Raw genomic sequence first — 25317 nt, forward strand, 5'->3', positions numbered from 1 at the left:
GGGGTCTCAGTGCGTGGGCCGCACCGCCAGCAGCGCGTCGGCCAGTTCGACCAGCCGCAGGTCCGGGTGTGCTGCCAACAGCCGATCCACCACCGGCTTCGGGAAGGCACCCGAGCCGTGCCGAGACCCCAGCAGCGCACCGGTGATACCGCCGATGAGCGGGCTGGCGCCGCCCAGGGACGCCGCCGCCTGGCAGGCCCCCCACGGGTCGTCTGCGTGCACGCTCACCAGCGCCAGCGCCGCCGGCACCGCTTCCTGCATGAGGGCGCTGGTTCCGATGAGTACGTCAAGAATCTCGCTCGGGTCCTCCTGGGTCCGCCCGACCAGGGCGGTGGCCCATTGCACCCGGGTGCCCAGGTCCGGCCCCGGCACGTGCACCCCGTTGGCGGCGCCCAGGTCGGCGGCGTTGAGCAGCAACCCCAGTTGAGTATGGGCGTCGGCCCCTTCCAACCCGCCGCTGATCCCGGCCGCGACGCCCGCCGCGCCCGATTGACCGAGCCGAGTGTCGTGGGTCAACGCTGTCACTCCTGCCACGGCCGCGGCGATCTGCGCGGCAGGGTCGGCGGGCAGCACCAGACCGAACATCACCGCGCGTACCGCGGCTGCCGCATCCACCCCTGCCGCTCCCGTCTCCGCGCCACCACGCTCCCGTCGCAGCAGCGCCCGCGCAGTGTCGTCATCTTCCAGCGGGTCCCCGGCCTCGATGAGATCCCGGTCCAGCATCGGGGTCCACGCCGCGGCCAGGGCGTCGTGATCGGGTGCCGCCCCAGCCGGTGGCAACAACCAACCCAGGCTCACTGCCTGACGCAGCGTGGCGGAAACCTCACCCAGTCGAGGCTGGCTGCGCGAACGTGACGTTCCCTGCGCCGGCGGCTCCATCCGGCGGGTCATCCCCAGGGCGTCGCCCAACGCCAAGCCCAGCACAGCTCCGCGCGCACGCTCGGTCATCTCGCCAGCAGTCATGTGGCACAGAACATCCCAGCGGGCAACGACAGTCAAGACGAGAGGCCGCCGCGCCCCGCCCGGCAGCTCGGCGCAGCTTCGCCACGAGGGGCCTACCGGGGTGGACCTGCGCCGACTTCGCCGAACCCGGCACCTGGGCGCATCCGGAGTTCTAGGCTGGAACGAGGCCAGGCAGAGCGCCAGGACCCTGGGGTCCACCCGAGTCGAGGAGTTGGACGGCGTGCTGGAGGAGATCGATCTCTCCACAGTGACACCCGGTGTCGACCACACCGAGATGGACGCCGTCGCGCAGTTCCTCGCCTCCCACGACCTCGATCTCGACGGCGACCTCGACATCATCTTGGTAGCCCGGCACTTCGGGGAACTCATCGGCTGCGCCGCTCTGGCCGGCGGCATCGTGAAATGCGTGGCGGTGGCACAGCACGCCCAAGGCCTCAACCTGCTGCCGCACCTGATGACCGAGCTGAGCTATATCGCGCATGCCCGCGGTCACGCCCACCTTTTCGTCTACACCAAACCCAGATATCAGGACCTGTTCACCTCCTGTGGCTTCCACCCCATCGTCGCCGTCCCCGATCAGGTCGTGATGATGGAAAACACCCCGCGCGGCATCCGCGGCTACACCGAAGATCTGCGCAACTACCGACGCATCCGCGACAAGGTCGGCGCGGTCGTACTCAACGCCAACCCTTTCACCAAAGGCCACCAGCACCTGCTGCGCGAAGCCGCCCGCGACTGCGACTACCTGCACGTCTTCGTCGTCGCCGAGGACGCCTCGTACTTCCCCTTCACCGACCGTCTCGCTCTGGTGCGCGCGGGGGTCGCCGAGATGAGCGAACGCGACCACATCCACGTCCACCCCGGCACCACCTATGTGGTGAGCAAGGCGACGTTCCCCTCCTACTTCCTGAAGGACTCCGGGCTGGTCGACATGTGTGCCACCGCCGTCGACCTGCTCATCTTCCGGGAACACATCGCACCGGCGCTCGGGGTGACCCACCGCTATGTCGGCACCGAACCGTTCTGCCGGGTGACACGGCAATACAACACCGACATGCATTACTGGCTGGAACGACGCGACCTGCCGCCCTCCTTCGCCGCGCCGGTGCAGGTTGTCGAGATCCCACGGGTGGCAGCCGGTGACGAACCTGGCAGCCAAGCCATCTCGGCCACCAACGTGCGCAGGCTGCTCGAGCTCGGCGATCTGGACCAACTGCGCCCGCTGGTGCCGGACCCGACCTTCGCCCTGCTCGCCGCCAAGTACGCCCCTGACGCGCCACCACCCCCGCAGCGCGCCTCGACCCGACCATGTTGACCATCGACGCACAACCGGAGGCCATGCCATGCGCATCGTGAGGGACTCCCTCGCCGGCACGTTGGAATCGAGCGACGCCCTGGTGCGAGTGTCGCCAACCGACGGTGGCGAACGAGACGTCAGCATCAACTCCAGCGTGATGGCCCAGTTCGGCACTCAGATCACCGAAGTCGTGCAGGACACCCTGGACAAGATGGGGGTGAGCCAGGGCCAGATCGTCGTCGAGGACAAGGGCGCCCTGGACTGCACCCTGCGAGCGCGCGTGCAGGCTGCGGTGTTGCGGGCCTGCGCCGATGAAGCCACCGGCACCACCGACGCCAGCACCAGCGTGGACTGGAGCCTGCTGTGAGCCACGACCACCGGCCGCACCCCGACCACAGTTCCTCCCGGGCCCCGGCCCGAATGCCGCACCGCAGCATGCTGTTCATCCCCGCCTCCAACGCGGCCATGATGAGCACCGCCTACATCTACGGCGCCGACGCGGTGATGTTCGACCTCGAAGACGGGGTGGCGCTGCGGGAGAAGGACAGCGCCCGTCTCATCGCCTTCCACACGCTGCGCAGCAAGCTGTACGCCGGCGTGGAGACGGTGGTGCGGATCAACCCGCTGGACACCCCGTTCGGCCCGGCCGACCTGGAAGCGGCGGTGCGGGCCGGAGCCGATGTCATCCGCCTCCCCAAGACAGAAACCGCCCAGGACATCCTGGAGTTGGAAGAACGCGTCGCACAGATCGAGACCGAATGCGGTCGGGCTCCTGGTTCGACCAGACTCATGGCGGCCATCGAATCCGCCTCCGGCGTCGTCAACGCCGTTGCCATCGCCACCGCCACACCCCGCCTTACCTCCATCGCCCTGGCCGGGTTCGACTACGTCGTGGACATGCGCACCACCCGCGGGGACGGCTCGGAACTGTTCTACGCACGCTGCGCCGTCCTGCACGCCGCCCGCTACGCCGGGATCAGCGCCTACGACGTGGTCTTCTCCAACGTCGATGACGAAGCGGGCTTCCTAGCCGAGGTCGAGGTCATCAAACGGCTCGGGTTCGACGGCAAATCCTTGATCAACCCTCGCCAGATCGACCTGTTGCACAACGCCTACGCCCCCACCCAGGCAGAGCTGGACCGCGCCCACCTCGTCATCGACGCCGCAGACCGGGCGGCCCGCGAAGGGCTGGGCGTGGTCTCTCTAGGCGGCAAGATGATCGACGCGCCGATCGTCGAGGCTGCCCGCCGAACCGTCCGCTACGCCGACGCCTCCGGCGTCCGCCGGTAGGAGGAACGATGAGCGAGAACGCCCACCCCGACGGACCGGGCCGCAGCGAGAGCACGCGCCGCCTGCTCGCTACTTCCCCGGCGGTAGCCGCCGCGATGAAAGACCTGGAGCCGTTCACCGACTGGAGCCGGCACACCCCGCACCTGCGCGATCACGGCACGAAACGCTCGCGCAAACTCGTGGACTCCCTGGAGGAGGCCATTGCCAGAGCGGGTGTGGAAGACGGGATGACGATCTCCTTCCACCACCACTTCCGTGAAGGCGACAAGGTCATCCTGCGTGTGCTGGACACCTTGGCGAAGATGGGGTTGCGCGAGCTCACCCTGGCCAGCAGTTCCCTCAACGCCTGCCACGCGCGGCTGGTGGAACATGTCCGCTCCGGTGTCATCTCGCACATCTATACCTCCGGTATGCGCGGGGAACTTGCCCGCGAGATTTCCAACGGGTTGATGGATGTACCGATCAACATCCACAGCCACGGCGGACGGGTGGCCCTCATCCAGTCCGGGGAGTTGCACATCGACGTCGCCTTCCTCGGCGTGTCCGCCTGCGATGCCATGGGCAACGCCAACGGCACCGCTGGGCGTTCGGCCTGCGGGTCCCTCGGCTATGCCAAGGTCGATGCTGCCTACGCCGACCAGGTCATCCTGCTCACCGAGGAACTCGTGCCTTACCCGCACCTGCCGGCCAGCATCAAGCAGGACCAGGTCGACATGATCGTCGAGGTCCCCGAGGTGGGGGACCCCAGCAAGATCAGCGTCGGCGCCGCCCGTATCACCAGCAACCCCCGCGAACTGCTCATCGCCCGCTACGCCGCCGACGTCATCGAACACTCCGGCTACTTCCGGGACGGGTTCTCGCTGCAGACCGGCTCCGGCGCGAGCTCTACCGCCGCCACCCGGTTCCTGGAGCCGCGGCTGCGCAGCAAAGGGGTGACGGCCTCCTTCGCGCTCGGCGGTATCACCGGCGGCATCGTGGACCTGCACGAGAAGGGACTCATCGAACGAGTCATCGACGTGCAGAGCTTCGACGCCCCTGCCGCACGTTCACTTGCGCAGAACCCGATGCATGCCGAAATCTCGGCCAACGAATACGCCAGCCCGTTCAGCAAGGGCGCCGCCGTCGACGAACTCGACGTCGTCATCTTGTCTGCGCTGGAGATCGACCTGGATTTCAACGTCAACGTCGTCACCGGCTCCGACGGCCTGATGATGGGTGCCTCCGGTGGGCACTGCGACACCGCCGCCGCATGCAACCTGTCGATCATCGTGGGGCCACTGATCCGCGGACGCATCCCCACCGTGGTGCCGAAGGTGACGACCCTGGTCACCCCCGGTGAGAACGTGGGCGTACTGGTCACCGATCACGGCATCGCCGTCAACCCCAACCGACCCGATGTGGCGCAACGACTGCGCGCTGCAGGGCTGCCGGTGCGCAGCATCGGTGAGTTGTATGAGCGGGCCATCTCCATCACCGGCGTGCCAACCCCCATCGAGTTCGACGACCGGGTCGTCGGACTCATCCGGTACCGCGACGGCAGCGTGATCGACGTCGTCCATCAGATCCGCAGACACCTCTGATGGACACGCTCGCGGTGACCTTGCCGCAGATGCTCGCCGCCCGTGAGCACCGAGCGGGGCGTCAACGCGAGCTGGCGGCTGCCCACCCGCACGCGGCAGTGGTCACCGTCACCGTCCTGACCCCCGGCCCTGTCAAAGACACCGCTTGGGCGCGGCAGGCCTGCGAAGAGGGCAGCGCGGCCATCACCTCGCTGGCCCAGCAACGAGGGTGGCCGATACCCCACAGCGAGCTCGAACCGCCGGCAGCCACCGGCCCCACGGCATTCCTGGCACTTACGGCCGACCCGGTAGCGGTCAAGGGCGCCCTGGTGGAACTGGAAGACACGCACCCGATCGGGCGGTTGTGGGATCTGGACGTCGCCGGTGAGCACGGACCGCTGTCGCGGACGGAGCTGTCGCTGCCGCCGCGGCGGTGTCTACTGTGCTCAGAGCCGGCTGCTGCCTGCTCTCGCTCGCGCGCTCACAGCCTGGAGGCCGTCCTGGGTGCAATCGATACGATCCTGGCCGGGCACGGCGCCGCACGAAGGCGGCAGCCATGAGTCTTCGTTATGAGCAAGACCCCCAGCAAGTCCGGATCGATGTGGACGAGCAAGGTTGGCGGCTGGGCGTGCTCGGCTACCAGGCCTTACTCGTCGAGGCGAGGCTTACCCCCAAACCGGGGCTGGTCGACCGGCGCAACACCGGGGCGCACACTGACATGGACCTGGGCACCTTCGAACGTGCCGCAGCAGCGCTGCAGCCCTGGCTGGTGAGCCTGGCCCAGGCGGGATTGGAGGCTGGGCGGGCCGAAGCCGCCCGCGGTGAATCATTGGACGAAGCGCTCTTCACCGCCCGATTACGCCGACTAGGCCTGCTGGCGGAACGCTCGATGCTGGTGGCCACCGGCGGGGTGAACACTCACAAGGGCGCCATCTTCGCGCTGGGGTTGCTGCTGGCGGCAATCGGGCGGCGCCGGGGGCGTGAAGGCACCCACGCCGCCACCGTCGGCAACGTCTGCGACGACGTCGCCGCGTTGGCCACGCCGCTGCTGAGCGAGCTGGGCACCCGGCGCACCGGCCCCGTCACCGCCGGTGAGCGGCTGTTCCATTCCCATGCCCTGCCCGGTGCGCGCGGTGAGGCCGCCGGTGGTTTCCCCCGGGCCCGGCATCAGGCGCTGCCTGCCTACCGCGACGCCCTGCAGGAGCATGGCGACGAGGAGCGGGCTCTGCTGCACGCCCTGCTCATGCTGTACGCCTCCAACGCCGACACCAACCTCGCCCACCGAGGCGGGTTGGCGGCCGTGGACTACGTGCGGGATCGCGCGGCCCGGCTGCTCGCGGTGGGCGGCGCCGACCGCGCCGACCACCCGCGACTGCTGGAGGAGTTCGACGATGACCTCATCGCGCGCCGACTCTCACCGGGTGGATGCGCCGATCTGCTCAGCGTCACCTGGGTGCTGGCGCGACTGCCGGAATGAGCAGCCCGGAATGAGCAGCCGTGTCCGTCTCACCGGGGATGCCGCAGCATCTCAACGGCGCAGCCGTACCGACAGGCAGGTCACGCAGCCTTCCAACTTTTCGTACTCGCTGATGTCCACGCTGATGACGTTCAATCCCCGCTCGCGCAGCAGCTCCGCCGTCTGCGGTGCCGAGCTGGCCATGAGCACCGTGGAGTCGTCCAGGAGCACCACGTGCGAACCGGGCTCCTCCGGGACTGCCACGAACTTCTCGCCCCACACCCCTGGGTCGTCGACCAGCGGCGCATAGCCGATGACGCTCCCGTCGGGCAGCGCCGTCACCGCAGATTTCAGGTGCAGCACCTTGGTCAACGGCACCGGCACCACGCTGGCGCCGAACTGCTGCAGGTGGCGAGCCAGCTGGGCGATGCCCTCGTCGTTGCTGCGCCCACCCTGCCCGACCCACACCGTGCCGTCGAACTTCAACACATCGCCGCCGTCGAGGGTGCCGGGTTCTTCGATGGCCACCACCCGATAGCCCTGTTCCTGAAGCGCCTCGGCGAGCCCGGCGGTTTCGGGTCGCCGCTCGGGCGCCCCGGAGCGGCACAGCACCGCGAGGTCGCCGTAAACGACTACCGGGTCTTCGATGAACACGCCATCGGGGCAGGAATCCACCGGCGCAACCTCGATGGTCGTCCACCCGGCGGACTGCAGTGCGGCCACGTACCCCTCCCACTGGCGTTGTGCCAGCTCGACATCCAGCGGGGTTCGGTCGATATGAGTGACGATTCCTTCGGCCAGTCGTGAAGAGGGACGACGGACCAACGCATGGCGCAGCGACATGGGCCCAGCCTGCCACGCCCACCCGCGCGGCAGTGCCGCCTTGGCCGAACCGTCACGCCCGAAACTTCCGACCGGATCGGTAGCGCCTTCGTGCCCGGAGGCGGTTGGTCGCGCCAGGCGGCGGATCGAGCCGCGAAAGCTGGCAGTAGGCGCCGGGGCTCGCAGGCCCGGACCCGCTTGGGCACGGCAGGCCTGCTCAGGTCGCAGCGGCCAGACCCGATGAGGTTCGGAGGAGACGCGGCGAACATGAGGAGCCACATGGACCTGACGCAGGTGCTGCTGGTCCTGCTCGTCGTGGTCGTCGGCGCCCTGGTCGTGCGCCATTTCACCGGCGGGGAGCACCCCGAGGAGGTCCAGCCTCCAAGCCTCGCCCCGCCCGGCAACGAGTTGTCGATCCGCGCCCCGCTCCCCCCGCCGGTGCACACTGCCCGCCTCCAGGCCTCCGGCGCCGCCGGATCGGGCCGGACCGGACCGCTCGGTGGCCACGTCGCTGGGACGGTCGGCGCTACGGCGGGGGCCGCGCCGAACGCTGCCCACGAGCAGCAACCTGCGTCGAGTCCCGCCCAACCCGCGCCCCCCAGGGGACGGACCCGTCTTTTCGGTTTGGCCGGCACCAGCGCCGGGCACACCATTCGGGGCCCCTACGCCGTGGTCGGCTACGTCAGCAACGGGCTGGCCCCGATGAAGGACTCCATCATCGAGATCGCCGTGGTGCATACCGACGGCCGCGGCGGTATCGGTGCGGAATACAGCACCCTGCTACAGCCACCAGACGGGCAGCCGGGGGCCACGTTCCTGCACGGGCTGACTCGCAGCGAGCTGGCCCTAGCACCCACCTTCGCCCAAAACGCGCGTGACATCCTGGCGCGCCTAGACGGGCGCATCGTGGCTGCCCACCATGCCGACCTGCTTGAACAGTTCTTCGATGCGGCGCTGATGGCCGCAGGGATCCTGGTGCCGAGCCGACCTGCGCTGGACACCTTCGCGCTGGCCACCCGTACCTTCCCCACCCGAAACCACCGGCTGACCACGCTGGCCGCCCACCTCGGACTGGACCAGCACCCGGGCCGCTCAGCGTTGGCCGACGCCCGCACCGTCACCGCGCTGCTGCCGCACATCCTGGCCCGGCACGGCGGACGGTTGCGTTACCCCTGCCCACTGCCCCCGCCGCTACCCCCAGCCGACGTCGACCTGGGCAAGGCGGCGCAGCGAGCGCACCGAACCACGCCGGCGCCAACCGGACAGGAGTGGCTATCCACACTGCTGTCCAACGTGCCCGGCGGCGCACGCGAACTCAACGACCCGCGGATCGCGTCCTACCTACAAGCGCTCACCCTCGCGTTGACCGCAGGCAGCCTCGCCACTGACGAGGTGCGCCTGCTCAGCGCTCTGATGGCGCGGGCCGGTTACAGCGCCTCCGACATTCGCGGCCTGCACGAGCGGCTGTGCGAGGCCTTGCGCGAGGCGGCGTTCGAGCATCGCCGGTTGGGGCCGAGCCAGGTCAGGCACCTGCGAGCCGCCGCGACGTCGTTGGGGTTACCGACGTACTTCGATGATTTGGTTCCGCCACCTGCTCCTGAGGCGCCCGCCCCCGGCTCGGGGTCTTTCTCACGCCCGGTCCGCAAACCGGTTCCGCCCCCGCCGCCGGCACACCTGCCGCGTTGCGGGCGCTGCCTGCAGGTGGGGCACTACACCTCGGCCTGCCCGGGGCGAAGGCGCGGACCCGCCGGCCCGGTCGGTCCGGTCGGTCCGGTCGGCCCGGTCACTCCCATCGGCGACTGACCCGCACCGCGGGGCCCCGCGCCCGGCATGAGATCGCGCCGCCCGGGCCCGGCGCCGCGGGCAACTGCAGCGGCGAGTCCGTCGTCACCGCAGCACTGGGCGGCTCACTTTGTGGGAAAGCGAGAAATGCACGAACGTAGGGGTATTCGTCCCTACTAAGGAGTCTGCCCATGCGCCGTCATCTCGTCACCGCTGTCACGATCGCTGGTTTGCTCACCGCTGCCGGGTGTTCGTCCCAAGACGCGGCCGTGCCCTCCGACCAGGCAGCCGCCACTGCCGCTGCCACTGCCACCGCCACTGATGAAGAGGCCCCTGACGCGACTGCGACCCTCAAGGACGCCGCCGGCAAGGAGGTCGGCACGGTGGAGTTCTCCGACGTCGACGGCAGCTCCACCGAAATCTCCGTCACCGTCGAGGGGCTCACCCCCGGCTTCCACGGCCTGCACCTGCACACCACCGGCAAGTGCGAGCCGAACTCCGCAGACCCCAAGGACGCCGCCAAGACCGGTGACTTCCTTTCCGCCGGTGGGCACCTGGCGGGCGAGGGGGCAGACCACCCCGAGCACGCCGGTGACCTGCCCACGCTGTACGTCGGCAAGAACGGCATCGGGGAACTGACCGCGCTCACCGACCGGGTCACGATGCAGGATCTCCAGGACGGCGACGGCACCTCGGTGATGATCCACTCCGGCTCCGACAACTACGCCAACATCCCCACCCGCTACGCCGCCACCGGCGCGGATGAGATGACCAAGAAGGCCGGCGACGGCGGCGAGCGCATCGCCTGCGGCGTCGTGGAGAAGTAATACCCAGAGCGCGCACCAACGGCGGGGACGCCACACCGCAAACGGCCTACCAGCAGCCGTTCCCGGTGGGTGTCCCCGCCGTTGTCGTGTGCGCTCTCAGCCGCCGAGCAGGGTCCGATCCGAAAGCTCCGCGCCGCGGACCTCTTCGAAGGCAGCCAGCAGGTCCGGGATGGTCGCGTTGGCTTTTCGTTCCCCGCTGATGTCCACGACGATCTCGCCGTCGTGCATCATCACCAGCCGGTCCCCCAGGTGCAGGGCCTGCTCCATGTTGTGGGTGACCATCAACGTCGCCGGGTGGTGCCGCTCCAGCACTGCTTCGGTGAGGCGGACCACCAGAGCCGCACGCTGCGGATCCAACGCGGCCGTGTGCTCGTCGAGCAGCAGGATCTTCGGTTCGGAGAAGGTGGCCATCAGCAAACTCAACGCCTGCCGTTGCCCTCCGGAGAGAGTGCCGACGCGGGTGTCCAGCCGATCCTCCAGGCCTTGTTCGAGGCTGGCCAGCTCTTCGACGAACACTTTGCGGCGGGCTTTGGTGACCCCGCGGCGCAACCCGCGGCGACCGCCGCGACTGTAGGCGACCGCCAAGTTCTCCTCGATGGTCATCTCCGGCGCCGTGCCGGCCCGCGGGTCCTGGAAGACGTGGCCGATGAAGCGGGCCCGGGCGTGGTCCGAGAGGCCGGTGACGTCGCGCCCGTCGATGTCGATGGTGCCTGAGTCCGGGGTGAGCTTGCCGGAGATCGCGCCCAGCAAGGTCGATTTACCGGCGCCGTTGGAGCCGATGATCGTGACGAACTCGCCTGGCTCCAGGTGCAGATCGACACCTCGAAGGGCGCGCTTCTCGTTGACCGTGCCCGGATAGAAGGTCTTGGTGACCCCACGGATCGTCAGCACTTCACAGCCTCCTGCCCGTGTTGGCGGCGACCTCGATGTCGTCGATGTCGTCGACGTAGTCCTGCGTGGTCAAGGTGCCGTGCGGTCCGACCGGTTTCGGCGGGGTCCGCAACCCCTTCAGCCGGGCGATGAGCCGCGTCTGCGGCGGTACCAACGCCAGGACGACCAGGGCCGCCGACATCAGTTTCATGTCGTTGGGGTCCAGACCCAGATCCATGGCCACCTGAATGGCGATGCGGTACAGCACCGAGCCGAGCACGACGGCGAACGCCGCGATGACCACGGTGCGGTTCCCGAACAGCGCCTGACCGATGATCACCGAGGCGAGTCCGGCGATGATGAGCCCGACTCCCATCGAGATGTCAGCGAAGCCCTGGTATTGGGCCACGATGGCCCCGGCTAAGCCCACGAGCCCATTGGACAAGGCCAGACCGAGGATCTTCTGCCGATCGGTAGCGATACCGAAACTTCTTGCCATCACCTCGTTCTCGCCGGTGGCCTGCATCGCCAGGCCCAGATCGGTACGCAGGAACCAGACGATGATGAAAGTGGCGAGAATCGCGAAGGCCGCGAAGACCCCCACCGAGACCCAGGTGCCGCTCAGGCCGTTGTCCCGCAACGGTGACATCGCCGTCACTTTGCGAAGCAGCGGGGCGTTCGCGCCGTCCATGATCCGCAGGTTGATCGAGTACAACCCGATCTGGGTGAGAATGCCGGCCAGCAGACCGTTGATGTTGCCCTTGGTGTGCAGCACCCCCGTGACGATCCCGGCGAGCAACCCGGCGCCGAAACCGGCGGCCGTGGCCAGGAACGGGTTGATGCCGCCGGTGATGAGCATGGCCGCGCAGGCCGCGCCCGTGGTGAAACTGCCGTCGACGGTGAGGTCTGGGAAATCCAGGATGCGGAAGGTCAGATATACCCCGAGTGCCATGACGGCATAGAGCAGTCCCAGTTCGGTTGCGACAATCACCGGCGCCTACTCGATGACGGTGTCGGCGCGGGAGACCAGAGCCTCCGGCAGCGTGACACCGGCGGCCTTGGCGGCCTTGGGGTTGACGATGAGCTGGAGTTCTTCTTGGCGCTCGATGGGCATGGTGGCGGGGTCGGCGCCGCCGAGCACCTTCACTGCCATCTCGCCGGTCTGGTAGCCGAGCTTCTCGTAATCGATGCCGTAGGTGGCCATTCCGCCACGCTTGACGCTGTCACCCTCGGCAGTGACGACCGGGATCTTGGCGGTCGCGGCGGCCTGCAGCAACGACTCGATCGAGGAGACCACGGTGTTGTCGGTGGGCACGAAGATCGCGTCGACGTCCAGAGAGTTCGCGGCCTGCTGGACCTCGGCGGAGTTGGTCACCGTGACGGGTTTGATCGTCAGCCCGAGCGCCGGGGCTGCTTTGGTCGCCAGGTCGACCTGCACCTGGGAGTTGACCTCACCAGAGCTGTAGACGATGCCGACGGTCTTGGCATCGGGGGCTATCTCCTTAATGAGCTTGAGCTGTTCCTCCACCGGGTTCAGGTCGGTGGTACCGGTGATATTGCCGCCGGGCTTCTCCAAGCTGTCGACCAGACCGGCCTTGACCGGGTCGGTCACCGCGGTGATCATCACCGGCACGTCAGTGATCGCCTGGGCTGCTGCTTGCGCGGTGGGGGTGGCGATCGCCAGCACGAGGTCCTTCTTGGCGAACTTCGTCGCGATGGAGGTCGCGGTCGCCTGATCGCCCTGCGCGTTCTGCTCTTCGTACTCGGCCTTGATCCCGCCGTCGGCGATGGCCTTCTTGAAACCCTCACGTGCGGCGTCCAAGGAGGGGTGGGTGACGATCTGGGTGATGCCGATTTCGACGGTCTTCCCCTCGGGAGCAGCAGTGCCGGATGGCTCGGAGCTGTCTTGAGCGCCGCCGCAGGCAGCGAGCGCGAGGGTGCCCGCAAGCAGACCGGGCAGGAGGGCAAATCTAGGCAGACGCGACATGGCGGGTCCTTTCGTGCTGGGGTGCCCGCAAACTATCGGTGAAACCCACCCCACCCGCCGGGATTGCGTTACCTAGGTCACATCCGCTCGCTCAGTTGACACTCTCACGCGATGAGCGGCTCATTGGCCGCCGCGGTAGATGGTGGCCTCCCAAGGGCGGAAGGTGCCGCGCGGCGGGCCCGGATCGGGATAGTTGCCGAGCAGCACCGGCGCCTCGATCCAGTCCGCAAAGGCGGTAACCGGGAGCTCGTGCGGTTCGCTGGACAGGTTCGCAACGACGAGCAACTCCTGCCCCTGATGCGATCTGGTGAATGTGTAGAAGTGGGGGTCGTCCGGCAGCAGCATCGTGAAGTCGCCATGCGCGATGACCGCCTCGCGGTGCCGCAGGTCGATGAGGCGCCGGTAGTGGGCCAGTACCGAGGACGGGTCCGCTGCTTGGGCGACCACGTTGATCTGGTCATGGTTGGGGTTGAGCGCCAGCCACGGCGTGCCGGCGGTGAAGCCCGCGTGCTGGCTGCCGTCCCACTGCATCGGGGTGCGGGCGTTGTCGCGGCCCTTGGCCAGGATGCCTTCCCAACCGGCGGCCAGGTCACCACCGCCGGCTTCCAGTTCGGCGTAGAAGTTGAGCGATTCGATGTCGCGCACCTGCTCGATGCCGGTGAACGGCATGTTCGTCATGCCGATCTCCTCGCCCTGGTAGATGTAGGGCGTGCCGCGGTGCAGGTGCAGCACGGTTGCGAGCGCCTTGGCTGACAGTTCACGCCACCGCGGGCTGTCATCGCCGAACCGGCTCACGGCCCGCGGTTGGTCGTGGTTGTTCCAGTACAGGCTGTTCCAGCCGACCTGGGCCAGGCCGTCCTGCCAACGAGCCAAGGTCGCCTTGAGCTGGACCAGGTCCAGGGGCGCCAGGTCGAATTTTCCGCCGGGTCCCTCGTCCAGACTGACGTGCTCGAACTGGAAGACCATGTCGACCTCACGGCCTGCCGGGTCGGTGAAGGCACGTGCCTGCTCCACGGTGACGCCGGGCATCTCCCCGACCGTCAGGAACCCACCTTGTCTGTCGGCGAAGACCTGCTCGTGCATCTCGCGCAGGAACTCGTGGATCCGGGGGCCGCACAGGTAGAACGGGCTGCCGTCTCCCAGGGCGGCGCCGGGTAACTGCGGCCCGTCAGCGAGTTCGCCGTTCGGGCCGACCACCTTGGAGATGAGGTTGATGACGTCCATCCGGAAGCCGTCGACGCCGCGCTCCAGCCAACCCCGCATCATCGCGTACACGGCCGCCCGGACCTGGGGGTTCTCCCAGTTCAGATCGGGTTGTCTGCGGCTGAACAGGTGCAGGTAGTACTCCTGGGAAGCCTCGTCCCACTCCCATGCCGGGCCGGAGAAGAACGAGGCCCAGTTCGTCGGTTCAGCGCCGGGAGTGCCGCCTTGGAAGCCGGGGCGCGCGGGCCGCCACCAGTACCAGTCACGTTTGGCCGAGCCGGGGTCGGAGCGCGCTTCGCGGAACCAAGGGTGCTCGTCTGAGGTGTGGTTGACGACCAGATCCATGACGAGCTTGATGCCGCGTTCGTGCAGTCCGGCGATGAGGGCGTCGATGTCGGCCAGCGAACCGAACAGCGGGTCGATGTCCTCGTAGTCGCTGATGTCGTAACCGTTGTCGTCCATCGGGGAGCGGTACACCGGGGAGAGCCAGACAACGTCGACGCCGAGGTCGCTCAAGTGATCCAGCCGCGACAAGATGCCCGGCAGATCCCCGACACCATCACCGTCAGAATCGGCGAAGCTGCGCGGATAGATCTGATAGACCACCGCGCTCTTCCACCAGTCGCGCTCGGCGACGGAGTCCGAAGCAAGCCTCGGGTCAGGCGTGGGGTCGTCGGCAGGAGTGCTCACCTGTCCGAGCCTCGCATGCCGGTGGGCCGGGTACTAGCGGCGCCTGGAACGGCTCGCGTGCATCGCCGCCAATCGAGCGCGAAGTTGTGTCCTTCGCCTCACGCTGCGCACAACGGGCACCCCCGGGGGGCGCGCTTTTGGCCGGACAAAGGTAGACCTTAGTCATCTGATCGCGACCCAAGGAGGCGGCTATGACCGCGATGATGCTCGCTGAACGATTCACCGCAGAAACCCGCAAGGTCACGTTGGAGCAGATCCCGATCCCCACCCCTGGCCCCGGCCAGGTACGGGTCAAGGTCGAGTACTGCGGAATCTGCCATTCCGACCTGTCGTTGATCGACGGCAACTTCCCGGCGATGCTGCCGGTGGTCACCCAGGGCCACGAGGTCAGCGGCTACATCGACGAGCTGGGCCCAGGAGTGCACGGCTGGCAGGTCGGCGACCCGGTCATCCCCTCCGCCGGGCGTGCCTGCACCCGATGCCGCAATTGTCGGCGCGGAAACTTCGCCGACTGCCTCAACCTGCAGTTGATGGCGTTCAACTTCGACGGTGGCTGGGCCGAGTATGTGTTGACCTCCGCTACCGGCCTGACCCGGGTGCCGGATGGGGTGCCGATGGATCAGGCGGCGATCCTGGCCGACGCGGTCTCCACACCGTTCGCTGCGGTGGTGCGCACCGCCCAGGTTCACCTCGGCAACGCGGTCGGGGTGTGGGGCCTGGGCGGGGTCGGAAGCCACCTCATCCAACTAGCCAAGCTGGCCGGCGCGGTGCCGATCATCGGGATCGACATCAACGACGAAACGTTGGAGCGCGGCCTGCGTCTGGGCGCCGATGCCGTCTTCCGCGCTGACGACCCCGACCTGCAGAAGAAGATCTTCGACGCCACCGGCGGGCGCATGATCGACGTCGCCTTCGACGCGGTCGGGATCACCTCCACAGCCCAGCAGGCCGTGAAGTCCCTGGACGTGGAAGGAAAACTCGTCACGGTGGGGATGAGCGCCCAAGAGATGCGCGTGGGCACCTTCGCCGAGATGGCACTGCGCCGCAAACACGTCATCGGGCACCTGGGGTACAAGGTGCAGGACATTGCGATGCTGGCCGAACTCGTTTCCTACGGCCGCCTGGACTTGTCGGAGTCCATCTCGGATGTGGTGCCGTTGAGTGAGATCCATCGCGGGATCGAGATGCTGACGACTCGGGAGAGCAACCCGATCCGGATCCTCGTCAAGCCGTGACCGCCACCGCGGGAGCCGCTCAGCCGCTGGTGAAGGGCAGCGGTTCCCGCGTGAACGGGTAGGTCGCCCAGTGCATCCGTTGAACCACCCCGGCGGAATCGCGGTGTAGTTGCAGCAGTTCGCCGCGCTCGCGACCACTCACGGTGCGATACACGTCGTCGCCTACCCGGGTGAAGGTGGAGGGCGGGGCGTCGGGGTCGTCCGCTTCGAGGCGCGCCTGCAGTTCGCCGTGCCGCACCGAGAAGATGTGCTCCTGACCTTCGCTGAACCAGCGCCCGATGACGGTGGCGAACTCTTCGGGGACGCTGCGCCCGGGTTCCCACACGGCGGGCAGTTCCGGTTCGTGCTCGCGCAGGGTCGCGCCGAGCTCGACGGCGATCGCGCCGGGTGAGGGAGCGTTGCTGGCGTTCATGAACACCGAACCGGTGGTTGCACTGCTGCGGTGGGTGAAGACGCCGGTGATCGAGCCGGGCATCCCGCCGGTGTGACCGACCCAGAGTTCGTCGTTCTGGCGCAGCACCATGAACCCGAGCCCATGGGCCGCACGGAACCGCCGGGGGTCGGCGAAGGCGGTGGGGGTACACATTTCTTCCATCGTGTCCGGCGAGAGGACCTGCGCGACGGGGTCGGCGATGAACCCGCCCCAGCGGGTCATGTCGCGCGCGGTGCTGACCATGCCGCCGACCGCGTCGTAGGCGCCGGAACCGATGACGGGCTCCGGTAGCGGCACGTCGCTGCACGGCGGCACGAAGTACGTCCCGGCCAGAGCGCGGGGGGCTCCGGCCGGGGGCGGCCCGAGGTAGGTGGAGCGCATCTCCAGCGGGTCCAGGATGCGGCGCTGCACGCTGTGGAACCAATTGCCACCGTCGAGGCGGGCGATGAGTTCGCCCAGGACGGCATAGCAGAGGTTGCTGTAGTGCCAGTGCGTGTACGGGGTGTGGATCTGTTCGGCCTTGCCCAGCCCGGCCATGAACGTCGCTTCGTCGGGGAAGTGCATGTCATCCCAGACCCCGGTGGCGTCTTCGCGTTGCATCCCGCTGAGGTGGGTGAGCATCGAGCGGATCGTCAGAGCGCCGTGTGCGGTTCCCGGCAGGTGCTCCTCGATACGGTCATCGAGCTTCAGACGTCCTTCGTCGCGTAGCGCCATCACCACGACGGCCACGAAGGTCTTGGTGTTGCTGGCGATGATGAACGGGGTGTCACAGTCCAGCGGGATGTCCGGGTTGTCGATGTCGACGACGCCGACCCCACGCGACCAAAGCATCTGCCCGCCCCGACCGACCGCCGCCACCAAGCCAGGCACCCGGCCCTTACGCTGCGCGCGCCTGGCTACCAGCTCCAGCCGATGCGCCGTCGCAGCCAGCACTCCGCCCTGAGCACAGCTCGGGCAGGTCATGATTTCGCTGGTGGGGCCGCCAGCACTGATATCAGTCACGCCTGCCACGGTAGTGCGACAAGCGCGTTGTTCTGCCAACACCGGCATTCGTCGGCGGGCCGCGCCGGGGTCACCCCGTGTCGGATCTGACATGCGAACACCCCGGCGGAGAGACTCCGACGGGGTGTAACGCACCTCTTGGTGCCCGTAGGCACCTGCTGCGGCGGTGGCGGTGGGATTCGAACCCACGGTGGAGTTGCCCCCACACACGCTTTCGAGGCGTGCTCCTTTGGCCGCTCGGACACGCCACCGTGCTCGACTTTACTAGAGCCCCAGGGGAGGCACGAAATCCGCCTTCCTATCAGGGCCGATGGCAGGCGCGCTGGCCGTCGAGCACAGCGCGCGACCAGGGGTCCTCATCTCGTGGCCAGCCGCAGCCGCAGGCCGTCGCGCCCTCAGCGCCGGGTGGCGAAGAAGTCCAGCAGCAGCGCCGAACACCGCTGTTCATCGACCCCACCGACGACCTCGACGCGATGCAGCGCCAGGGGATCCCGGGCAAGGTCCCATACCGAGCCGCACGCCCCGGCCTTGACGTCCCAGGCCCCGAACACCACCCGCTCGATCCGGGACTGCACTAAAGCGCCGGCGCACATCGCGCACGGCTCCAACGTGACGAACAGGGTGCAGCCGGCCAGCCGCCATCGACCCAACGAGGTGGCCGCGTGCCGCATCGCGACGATCTCGGCGTGCCCGGCCGGGTCAGCCTCGGCCTCCCGCACATTCCAGCCCTCGCCGATCAGAGCGCCGTCGGGCGCGACGACGCAGGCACCCACCGGCACGTCGCCGAATTGCGCACAGTGAGCGGCCAGTTCCACCGCATGGCTCATCCAGGCGGCGTCGGAACCGGCAGGGTTGCAAGCGGGGGCCTCGCGCACAGGCTAAGTTTCCCCCATGCGCGTCCACGTGGCCGACCACCCACTCATCAACCACAAGCTCACCTATCTGCGCGATGTCCGCACGGACTCGCCGACCTTCCGGCGTCTGGCCGAGGAGCTCGTGACACTGCTCGCCTACGAGGCGACGCGCGAGGTGCGGGTGGAGCCGATAGAGATCCAAACCCCGGTGGCGCCGACCACCGGCATCAAGCTGGCCAACCCCAAGCCGGTCATCATCCCGATCCTGCGCGCCGGGCTGGGGATGCTGGAAGGAATGGTGCGTCTGCTGCCGAGCGCCCAGGTGGGTTTCCTGGGGATGGTTCGTGACGAAGACACCCTCGAAGTGCACGCCTACGCGAACAGGCTCCCCGAGACCCTTTCCGGGCGGCAGGTGTACGTCATCGACCCGATGCTCGCGACCGGTCACACCCTGGTGATGGCCTTCGAGTTCCTGCGCGATCTCGGCGCCGACGACATCACCGCCGTCTGCCTGATCGCGGCCCCCGAAGGTATCGAGACTGTCCGGGAGACCGCCGACCAGCTCGGGATTCCGGTCACTTTGGTCGTCGGGGCTATCGACGAACGCCTAGACGAGAACGGCTACATCGTGCCGGGGCTGGGTGACGCCGGTGACCGCCTCTACGGCGTCGTCCACTAGGCCCCGGCGAGCGTCCAACCAGCCTGGATCACGAACGGCGCGCGTCCCGGTGCGGCGTGGCCCGCTCATGCTTACCCCGGTGGTGTGGTTCGATGGGCCCGAGCCAAGACTGTTCGGCGCCTGCGCGATCCGTAACTATAGTTGACCGTCACCAACGCCCACGAGGAGTCCGATGCCACCAACGGTGAAGAAGATCTTCACGTGGATCTTCTGGATCTTCGTGCTCTATGCGATCCTCACCTCACCCAACCGCGCCGCCGACCTCGTGGTCACGGTGTGGGAGATCCTCGTAACCGGGTTCAACTCCATCGGGCAATTCTTCGATCGCCTGCTCGGTTACGCCTGAGCTTGGGAGGGCGCGCATGAAGCCCGAGCAACACCCCGACGCCGAGCGGCTTCGCAAGTACCTGCTGCGCGATGAGCGGATCATCGTGGCGACCCACCGGCACTGGGTCTCGGTCATCGAACCGTTCCTGACCGCCACGATCGCCCTGATCGCTATCGCCGCCATCTTTTTCGGCACGGGCGCAGGCGGCGGGCTCATCGAGCTGCTGCTGATCGCATGGCTGATCCTGTTCGGGCGAGCCGGTGCCCGCCTGTGGGAGTGGAACCTGGAGTGGTTCGTGGCTACCGACAGCCGCATCCTGCTCATCTACGGCTTCATCATCCGCAAGGTCGACATGCTGCCCATGAGCAAGGTCACCGACATGACCTTCCACCGTTCCATCCTCGGACGGCTCTGCGGCTACGGCACCTTCATCCTGGAGAGCGCCGGCCAAGACCAGGCGCTGTCGGACCTGCACTTCATCCCCGACCCCAACGAGACCTACCTGCAGATCGTCGGCACCATCTTCCACAGCAACGACGACAAGGCGGACGCCGAGCAGGAGTCCCCCGAGGCCGAAGAACCTCCCGCCGAACAGCCCACCGGTCGGCGCCTGTACGGCAGCAAGGATGCAAACGACCCCTGGGAAGAGGACTGGCAGGAGTCCTGGGACGACCCGACCTCCCGACCGAGCCTGCGCGGGGAGGTGGCCCGTCTAGACGGCGCAGAACGCGGACACGGCAGACGAAAGAATGCCCGCAAGGCCAGCGGCCCGGTGCTGGATCGACAGGCCGGTCACCCGGACCTGGCCGAGACGCTCTACAGTTCCCGCGAATCCGCCCAAGCGGACCCGTACACCACGAGCAGCCCGCACGAGAATCACCGCCGCCGCTGGTGGCAGCGTTGAGCTCAGCGGTGCGGGGGCGTCGCGGGGCTGGGCTGGGCGGGATGCTGAACGGCGGAGGCCGCCGTGCTGCCGCCAGGCTCCATCGTCGGGGCCACTCCCGGCTCTGACGGTTCCCCGGCAGCCTCTGCGTCAGGGGCGGCGGGTTCTTCGAGGGTGATCAGGTCGGGGTCCTCACCGCGGTCGAGTGCTTCGCGTCGCAAACGTCGCAGCTTCGCGTCGGCCTCCTGCATCCGGCGCTCATCGTCGCTGACGAACTGGCGCGGCGAAAGGAACTGGTAGAAGCCCAGGGCGTTGCCCCAGTTGTCGGAGAAGTTGGAGAAGACGACCACCTGCGGCACGGTGACGGACTCACCCATCGGCACGCGCGCCTCCACCATGCGAGCCAATGCCTGCTGAATATCCTCGACTTCGAACCGGATACGGGCGTTGTTGGCCCCGGGGCGTTCGTGACCGGTGGAGATCTGCAGCCAGGTACCGTCGCAGATCTGCCATTCCAGGAAGTCATCCATCGGGGTGGTGTCAGGGCCACGGCCGAATACACGGGTGTAAAAGTCCAAGACCTCGGTGAAGTCCCCTGCATTGATGGCAATCGTCATCCCGTGCAAGGTGTGCAGGTCAGCCATAGATCGAGAGTACGTCACTGCACGCCCCCCCTCAGCCTCGCCTCGGCGACAAGCCGGCGTGCCCGGGCGAGCTGTCGCAGGGAGCGCTAGGCACTCCGACAACTGGGCGAACGTCCTTATTGATATGCGTGATTCGGACAGATACCGCTGGCCGGAACGATACGAGCGGCCGATAAGAGGTGGGGACCTCTGGCTAAGAGTGAAGGAAGGAAGACATGAGCACCGACGTACTCGATGAGGCGCTGGTGGGTGCAGCGGCGGCCGTCGACGTTCACAATCGCATCTGGATTCTCGGGGTGGGCCGGCTCGTCGAGGCCTACGACGCACCGGAGTTCAGCGAGGACGACCTGCGTCAGATCCTCTCGGTGGCAGCAGACAGTGTCGTCTTTCCTTCCGGCCCGGTCAGGTACCTCCCGCAGGGCTATCAGCAGCAGGTGCAGCCCGAGTACCGCCTGATCACCTACTCATCGCCGCAGGCACCCCACCTTCAGATGACTCTCGGGCTCGGCGCTTCGGGGTTCGCCGCGGTGGCGCTGACTCGCTCCGGCGTCCTGCCCACCCACGAGCACGACCCCTGTGCCGTGTTGCTGACCGACCTGGAGTCGATCCTGGCCGACACGTTCACGTTGAGCGTCACCACAGCCGCCTACACCGGGTACTTCGGTCCGATCGAGATGGCTTTCGCCGTCTCCGGGGACGGCCCTGGCAGCACCCCGAACGTGTACACCGTCGACGGAGAAAGCGGTGAACTCATCTGCGCCGCTCGCTTCGACAATCCGTTGCCGCCGCTTTACCACGGCTCGGAACTGACGGCCGACTCCACCATCGAGTCCCTGTACACCGAGTTGCTGGACGTCGCAGCGCAGGCGGCCCAGCTCATCGGCGTTGACGAGCCGCAGCTGCTGACCCCGGCCGCCTATCGGGCCGACTTCGATGCCAAATTCGTGCGTCCGGTCAGCCCTGACTCCCTGGTGGCGAACTACCTGCGCACCTCCGCCCAGCACCGGCCCGAACAGGCGCCCACGGATTGATCCGGGGCTGAGGAACGGGTCAGACTCCGCCCTCGGCGGACGATGAGGTGTGCACGCGGCCCTGCCATGGTCGCCACCAGCCAGGGACGGAGGACCGGTGACGGGTCACGTAGACGACGCTCTCGTGGTCTGCCTGATCGCTGCCTGCCTGGTGGTTCTTGCCCACGGCGTCGACGCCATCGGCGCGCGCCGCCGGGAAGACGGATGGTGGCATTCCTTGGCGCTGGCCTTGTGCGGCCTGGCGCTCTGCCTGCTGGTAGGTCGACTCGCCTTCATCCAGTCCGTGGGTGATGTCATCGAATTGCTTGCGACCGCAGCCGCCGTCACGGTCAGCGCGCTGCCCCTGGTCGGGGTGCGCGGCGCCGGCGGAGAGCGACAGCGCCCGGCCAACCCCTGGGATCGCGCCTACCGGATCACCCCGGCTCGGGTGGCGCAGCTACTCTCACCTGCCGCGCCACCCCGGGCCTCCCGCAACAGCGACAGCAACGTGGACACCAACGCCAGCGCTCACGCCGTCGACAGCGTGCGGCGCACGCTCAGCGGCGTCATCCTGGACCCGCCGGGTACCGCGACGCACCCGAGGCGTGCCTCAGCATCCGCAGCGACACCGCCTCCGTCTTCGTCTTCCTCGGATGAGACGAGCCGGCCGCGGGTCGCCAACGGGCCGACCCAAGAAGCAGCCGAGGCCCTGCACGAGGTCGAGGACGTGCTCAACGGCGTCACCTCGCTGCTCGGGCTGCGGGCCGAGCGCCGCCCCCGCGCTGATCCCCGAGCGGAATGACGCACGCCCGGTTCGGGTAGACAGGGGGGAGACAAGCAATCCCCGCCCAGCAGATGCTGCGCCCCGCTTCCCCAGGGACATGCGTTTTCGGGCGACCCGGGTCCAGCGCGATCCGGCCCGACACAGACAGGTGGTAGCCCCCATGAGTGACATCTCTGCCGGTAAGCGCCGAGCACCCCAGGAACTGGTGCTGGTTCGGCACGGCGAGAGCGCCGGGAACGTCGCCGACCGTGTGGCCCGTGAGAAGGGACTCGGCCACCTCGAGATCGACACCCGCGACGCCGACACTCCCCTGTCGCCTGACGGGCGTCATCAGGCCGAGGGTGTGGGTAAGTTCCTCGCCAGCCTGTCGCAGCAGGAGCGCCCCAGCATCGTGCTGGCCTCCCCGTACCGGCGGGCGAGTGAGACCGCGCGGATCGCTCTGGCGAACTCGGATTTGGCCGATCGCATCGTCACCGATGAACGTCTGCGCGAACGAGACCTCGGCATCTTCGACGGTCTCACCGGTGCCGGGATCCGCGAGAAGTACCCCGAGGAGTCCCAGCGACGCGCCCACGAAGGCAAGTTCTACTACCGCCCACCGGGTGGGGAGAGCTGGACCGACGTCGCGCTGCGGGTGCGCAGCGTCCTGGGTGACATCCGCTCCGAGTACGACGGTGAACGGGTCTGGATCTTCAGCCACCAGGCGGTCATCATGAGCTTCCGCTACGTGCTGGAGGACCTGGAGGAGAAGACGCTGCTGGGGATCGACACCGACACCCCGATGGCCAACTGCTCTCGTACCGTCTACCGCCGCACAGCGGACGGCTCACTGCAGTTGGCTGTCTACGCCGATACCACGGCCGGTGCTTTGGTCGACGCCCCCGCAAATCTGTGAGAAGGCCAAGGGCGACGAGGGTGCCGATGCCGACCGGTGAGAACTCCGCCGACATCGTGCTGACCCCGACGGTCCTGCAGGAGTGGGCGCTACCGAACCTGGACGACGGCATGGATGCGCGGGGCCGGGTGCTCATCGTCGGCGGCCACCCGCACACCCCCGGCGCGGTGCTGCTGGCCGCCGAGGCGGCGATGCGCGCCGGCAAGCTGCAACTGGTCGTCCCGCAGTCGTTGGCGGTGCCGATGGCCATGGCCATGGCCATGCCGGAGGCAGTACAACAAGACCGAGGACAGCCGGTGGGACCTGAAGAACAGCAGCTATGGGAGTAGCCTCGAAAACAGGATCAGCAAAACGGGGAGCAAGCATGACACCCTCCTCGTCCAAGGCGTCGAGAACAACATCAAGCACGGTTGGTGCTGTGTCCCGCAAGAGGTAAAGAAGGGCGCCGGATGACCTCAAAGCCCCTGATTGCTCTCCTAGCAGCTACAGCGTTCGTTGCTGGTTCAGGAGCCACATGGCTGACAACCTCTTCCTATCAGCGAATTTCGATAAGGAAGTAGGCTCGTCAGCCCGTCTTGGGGTTCAAAGGTGGGTGGCCGAACAAAAACTTGACCCCAGTCCACACTCGTCACCCCGGTCATCCAGTTTCCTTCATGCGCTACCTACTTGGTCAAGAGAAGCGAATCCCAGCAGGATTTTGTCGTCTCAGTTCGTGACGCGAATGGAGTGGCAAGCTAGCACTGCCGCGAACGGGACCGGAGACGGTGACGACATAAGCTCAGAAGAATCCTGTAGGCATCAGGCGCTACCAAATAAGTAGCGCCCTCGAGTGAGGGGTGAAGAGAATTCCTCTTCACCCCTCACTTCGCTGGTTTGAGTGAGGCGTCGGGGTGTTAGGCGGAGGGCTGACCGGGCCACAGATGACGCCGCCCGCCGTGCCCCGACGCGCTGTTTCGGCCCGTCACCGGCTCATCCCCCGGCCCCGGCGCTGCCGTTCGTCGGGATCGGATATGGCCCGAACGGCGCGCGTCGCCGCCTGCTTCCCGGCGTTGAACGTGGGCGCCGTCCGGCTGGCAGCGATCACCGGAGCCACCGTCGCCTCCGGCACGGACCCGACCTGGATCGTGGCTCCCGACGGGCGCCGGTGGCGAGATGAGAGCGGTGCCAGGCTTAGGCGTCTCCGGCTCCGGTGACGTCAAGGCCGGCGTTGTCGTCGGGGTATGCGCCCGGCGCGCCACCCCGGAACAGGCGGCTTCTTGGGCCACCTACGCCCATGGCCGTGCGGGCGAGCGGCTTGCCGCGCGGGTCGGCGCCACCGGCTACCTCGGCCGCGAACTGCTGCTGGAGATCCCCCGGGTTCTGGCTGAGCTGGCCTGAGTACCGACTGCACGGCGACCCCGATCCTGCCCTGGCACCGGGGTCGGGGCCGCGACCGTCGGGCCGCACGCCAGTGGTCGGCCAGCAGGTACGGACATGGAAAAAGCCCCGGCTCGCGTTAGCTTGCCGGGGCTTTCTACTTCTGTCTCAACACAGAGCGCGCCCGAAGGGATTCGAACCCCTAACCTTCTGATCCGTAGTCAGATGCTCTATCCGTTGAGCTACGGGCGCTCGTCACCATGGCGACAGCGAGAGACTCTACCCTGCCCCTTGAGCAATGTGAAATCCCCTGGTCAGAGCAGTTTGGCGACCCCGCCGAGCATCGAGTCCAGAGCCTTGCGCGAGCGCTTCGTGAGCCGTTTCACAGCACTTAGCCAGGTCGGGTGTCATGCTCACTCCTGCAAGCCCTATCCGACTTGTACGGTGGGAAGTAGCACTCGTGCCCAC

Annotated in this window: 26 protein-coding genes and 2 tRNA genes; 17 read left to right on the forward strand and 11 right to left on the reverse strand. The window is 67.6% G+C overall.

Annotation, left to right across the window (positions count from 1 at the left end; translation table 11 throughout):
* Window positions 1-6: 6 nt before the first annotated feature.
* Entirely contained in the window at window positions 7-963 is a 957-nt protein-coding gene (locus G9V96_RS07335) for an ADP-ribosylglycohydrolase family protein (protein WP_168582449.1), read from the reverse strand.
* Between the two features lie 220 nt (window positions 964-1183).
* On the opposite strand from G9V96_RS07335, the gene citC reads away from it, so the two are divergent.
* Genes citC through G9V96_RS07365 form a run of 6 tightly spaced genes read left to right on the forward strand, consistent with a single transcriptional unit; the run spans window position 1184 to window position 6586 of the window.
* Window positions 1184-2278, forward strand: a complete 1095-nt coding sequence (gene citC, locus G9V96_RS07340; RefSeq protein ID WP_210424485.1) for a [citrate (pro-3S)-lyase] ligase — start codon at window positions 1184-1186, stop codon at window positions 2276-2278.
* Window positions 2279-2306: 28 nt separating this feature from the next.
* Complete coding sequence (gene citD, locus G9V96_RS07345) at window positions 2307-2627, forward strand: citrate lyase acyl carrier protein (RefSeq protein WP_168582450.1); 321 nt, start codon at window positions 2307-2309, stop codon at window positions 2625-2627.
* Window positions 2624-3550 (forward strand): aldolase/citrate lyase family protein, encoded by a 927-nt coding sequence (locus G9V96_RS07350; protein ID WP_226913576.1) that lies wholly within the window; start codon window positions 2624-2626, stop codon window positions 3548-3550. The genes citD and G9V96_RS07350 overlap by 4 nt, the downstream gene beginning before the upstream one ends.
* Before the next feature lie 8 nt (window positions 3551-3558).
* A complete protein-coding gene (gene citF / locus G9V96_RS07355; RefSeq protein ID WP_226913578.1) occupies window positions 3559-5130 on the forward strand; it encodes a citrate lyase subunit alpha in 1572 nt (523 codons plus the stop codon).
* Window positions 5130-5669, forward strand: a complete 540-nt coding sequence (gene citX, locus G9V96_RS07360) for a citrate lyase holo-[acyl-carrier protein] synthase (RefSeq protein ID WP_168582451.1) — start codon at window positions 5130-5132, stop codon at window positions 5667-5669. Before citF ends, citX begins: the two co-directional genes overlap by 1 nt.
* The gene (locus G9V96_RS07365; RefSeq protein ID WP_168582452.1) at window positions 5666-6586 is read left to right on the forward strand and encodes a triphosphoribosyl-dephospho-CoA synthase; all 921 of its coding nucleotides are present in this window, start codon (window positions 5666-5668) and stop codon (window positions 6584-6586) included. Before citX ends, G9V96_RS07365 begins: the two co-directional genes overlap by 4 nt.
* A 51-nt stretch (window positions 6587-6637) precedes the next feature.
* Here G9V96_RS07365 and ddaH read toward each other — a convergent pair whose 3' ends face one another.
* Window positions 6638-7408, reverse strand: coding sequence for a dimethylargininase (gene ddaH / locus G9V96_RS07370; RefSeq protein WP_168582453.1), 771 nt, complete (start codon window positions 7406-7408; stop codon window positions 6638-6640).
* Window positions 7409-7666: 258 nt separating this feature from the next.
* Here ddaH and G9V96_RS07375 point away from each other — a divergent pair, with 258 nt between their 5' ends.
* Window positions 7667-9190, forward strand: a complete 1524-nt coding sequence (locus G9V96_RS07375; protein WP_168582454.1) for a 3'-5' exonuclease — start codon at window positions 7667-7669, stop codon at window positions 9188-9190.
* A 170-nt stretch (window positions 9191-9360) separates the two neighbouring features.
* Window positions 9361-9996: a superoxide dismutase family protein gene (locus G9V96_RS07380; protein WP_168582455.1), complete on the forward strand. Its 636-nt coding sequence runs from the start codon at window positions 9361-9363 to the stop codon at window positions 9994-9996.
* Window positions 9997-10092: 96 nt separating this feature from the next.
* On the opposite strand, the gene G9V96_RS07385 is transcribed toward G9V96_RS07380, so the two are convergent.
* From G9V96_RS07385 to G9V96_RS07400, 4 genes are all read right to left on the reverse strand, one after another.
* Window positions 10093-10887 carry an ABC transporter ATP-binding protein gene (locus G9V96_RS07385; RefSeq protein WP_168582456.1) on the reverse strand — a complete coding sequence of 265 codons (795 nt, stop codon included), beginning with the start codon at window positions 10885-10887 and terminating at the stop codon, window positions 10093-10095.
* Between the two features lies 1 nt (window position 10888).
* Window positions 10889-11857 carry an ABC transporter permease gene (locus G9V96_RS07390; protein WP_168582457.1) on the reverse strand — a complete coding sequence of 323 codons (969 nt, stop codon included), beginning with the start codon at window positions 11855-11857 and terminating at the stop codon, window positions 10889-10891.
* A gap of 6 nt (window positions 11858-11863) precedes the next feature.
* Window positions 11864-12853, reverse strand: a complete 990-nt coding sequence (locus tag G9V96_RS07395) for an ABC transporter substrate-binding protein (RefSeq protein WP_168582458.1) — start codon at window positions 12851-12853, stop codon at window positions 11864-11866.
* Window positions 12854-12973: 120 nt separating this feature from the next.
* Window positions 12974-14746 carry a glycoside hydrolase family 13 protein gene (locus G9V96_RS07400; protein ID WP_168582459.1) on the reverse strand — a complete coding sequence of 591 codons (1773 nt, stop codon included), beginning with the start codon at window positions 14744-14746 and terminating at the stop codon, window positions 12974-12976.
* 191 nt (window positions 14747-14937) lie between these two features.
* Between G9V96_RS07400 and G9V96_RS07405 the strand changes: the two genes are divergently transcribed.
* Window positions 14938-15981: a zinc-binding dehydrogenase gene (locus G9V96_RS07405; protein WP_168582460.1), complete on the forward strand. Its 1044-nt coding sequence runs from the start codon at window positions 14938-14940 to the stop codon at window positions 15979-15981.
* A 19-nt stretch (window positions 15982-16000) separates the two neighbouring features.
* Here G9V96_RS07405 and G9V96_RS07410 read toward each other — a convergent pair whose 3' ends face one another.
* The 3 genes from G9V96_RS07410 to tadA form a co-directional block, all read right to left on the reverse strand.
* Window positions 16001-17416 carry a serine hydrolase domain-containing protein gene (locus G9V96_RS07410; RefSeq protein ID WP_226913580.1) on the reverse strand — a complete coding sequence of 472 codons (1416 nt, stop codon included), beginning with the start codon at window positions 17414-17416 and terminating at the stop codon, window positions 16001-16003.
* Between the two features lie 164 nt (window positions 17417-17580).
* A tRNA-Ser gene (locus tag G9V96_RS07415) sits at window positions 17581-17667 on the reverse strand.
* A gap of 144 nt (window positions 17668-17811) precedes the next feature.
* A complete protein-coding gene (gene tadA / locus G9V96_RS07420) occupies window positions 17812-18291 on the reverse strand; it encodes a tRNA adenosine(34) deaminase TadA (protein WP_264318488.1) in 480 nt (159 codons plus the stop codon).
* 16 nt (window positions 18292-18307) lie between these two features.
* Here tadA and upp point away from each other — a divergent pair, with 16 nt between their 5' ends.
* From upp to G9V96_RS07435, 3 genes are all read left to right on the forward strand, one after another.
* Window positions 18308-18949, forward strand: coding sequence for a uracil phosphoribosyltransferase (gene upp / locus G9V96_RS07425; RefSeq protein WP_168582461.1), 642 nt, complete (start codon window positions 18308-18310; stop codon window positions 18947-18949).
* Window positions 18950-19121: 172 nt separating this feature from the next.
* The gene (locus G9V96_RS07430; RefSeq protein WP_168582462.1) at window positions 19122-19295 is read left to right on the forward strand and encodes a hypothetical protein; all 174 of its coding nucleotides are present in this window, start codon (window positions 19122-19124) and stop codon (window positions 19293-19295) included.
* A 16-nt stretch (window positions 19296-19311) separates the two neighbouring features.
* Window positions 19312-20181 (forward strand): PH domain-containing protein, encoded by an 870-nt coding sequence (locus G9V96_RS07435; protein ID WP_168582463.1) that lies wholly within the window; start codon window positions 19312-19314, stop codon window positions 20179-20181.
* A gap of 2 nt (window positions 20182-20183) precedes the next feature.
* On the opposite strand, the gene G9V96_RS07440 is transcribed toward G9V96_RS07435, so the two are convergent.
* Window positions 20184-20804 (reverse strand): VOC family protein, encoded by a 621-nt coding sequence (locus tag G9V96_RS07440; RefSeq protein WP_168582464.1) that lies wholly within the window; start codon window positions 20802-20804, stop codon window positions 20184-20186.
* 215 nt (window positions 20805-21019) lie between these two features.
* On the opposite strand from G9V96_RS07440, the gene G9V96_RS07445 reads away from it, so the two are divergent.
* From G9V96_RS07445 to G9V96_RS15125, 5 genes are all read left to right on the forward strand, one after another.
* Window positions 21020-21835 (forward strand): hypothetical protein, encoded by an 816-nt coding sequence (locus tag G9V96_RS07445; RefSeq protein ID WP_168582465.1) that lies wholly within the window; start codon window positions 21020-21022, stop codon window positions 21833-21835.
* Between the two features lie 97 nt (window positions 21836-21932).
* On the forward strand, window positions 21933-22616 hold the full coding sequence (locus G9V96_RS07450; protein ID WP_168582466.1) for a hypothetical protein: 684 nt from the start codon (window positions 21933-21935) through the stop codon (window positions 22614-22616).
* Window positions 22617-22758: 142 nt separating this feature from the next.
* Window positions 22759-23493, forward strand: a complete 735-nt coding sequence (locus G9V96_RS07455) for a histidine phosphatase family protein (RefSeq protein WP_168582467.1) — start codon at window positions 22759-22761, stop codon at window positions 23491-23493.
* Window positions 23494-23519: 26 nt separating this feature from the next.
* Window positions 23520-23822, forward strand: coding sequence for a hypothetical protein (locus G9V96_RS07460; protein ID WP_168582468.1), 303 nt, complete (start codon window positions 23520-23522; stop codon window positions 23820-23822).
* Between the two features lie 823 nt (window positions 23823-24645).
* A complete protein-coding gene (locus tag G9V96_RS15125; RefSeq protein ID WP_226913581.1) occupies window positions 24646-24870 on the forward strand; it encodes an NAD(P)H-hydrate dehydratase in 225 nt (74 codons plus the stop codon).
* Window positions 24871-25028: 158 nt separating this feature from the next.
* On the opposite strand, the gene G9V96_RS07470 is transcribed toward G9V96_RS15125, so the two are convergent.
* Window positions 25029-25101 (reverse strand) — tRNA-Arg (locus G9V96_RS07470).
* Window positions 25102-25317 lie beyond the last annotated feature (216 nt).

The organism is Gephyromycinifex aptenodytis, from assembly GCF_012277275.1.
In the GTDB taxonomy this organism is placed as follows: Bacteria; Actinomycetota; Actinomycetes; order Actinomycetales; family Dermatophilaceae; genus Gephyromycinifex; species Gephyromycinifex aptenodytis.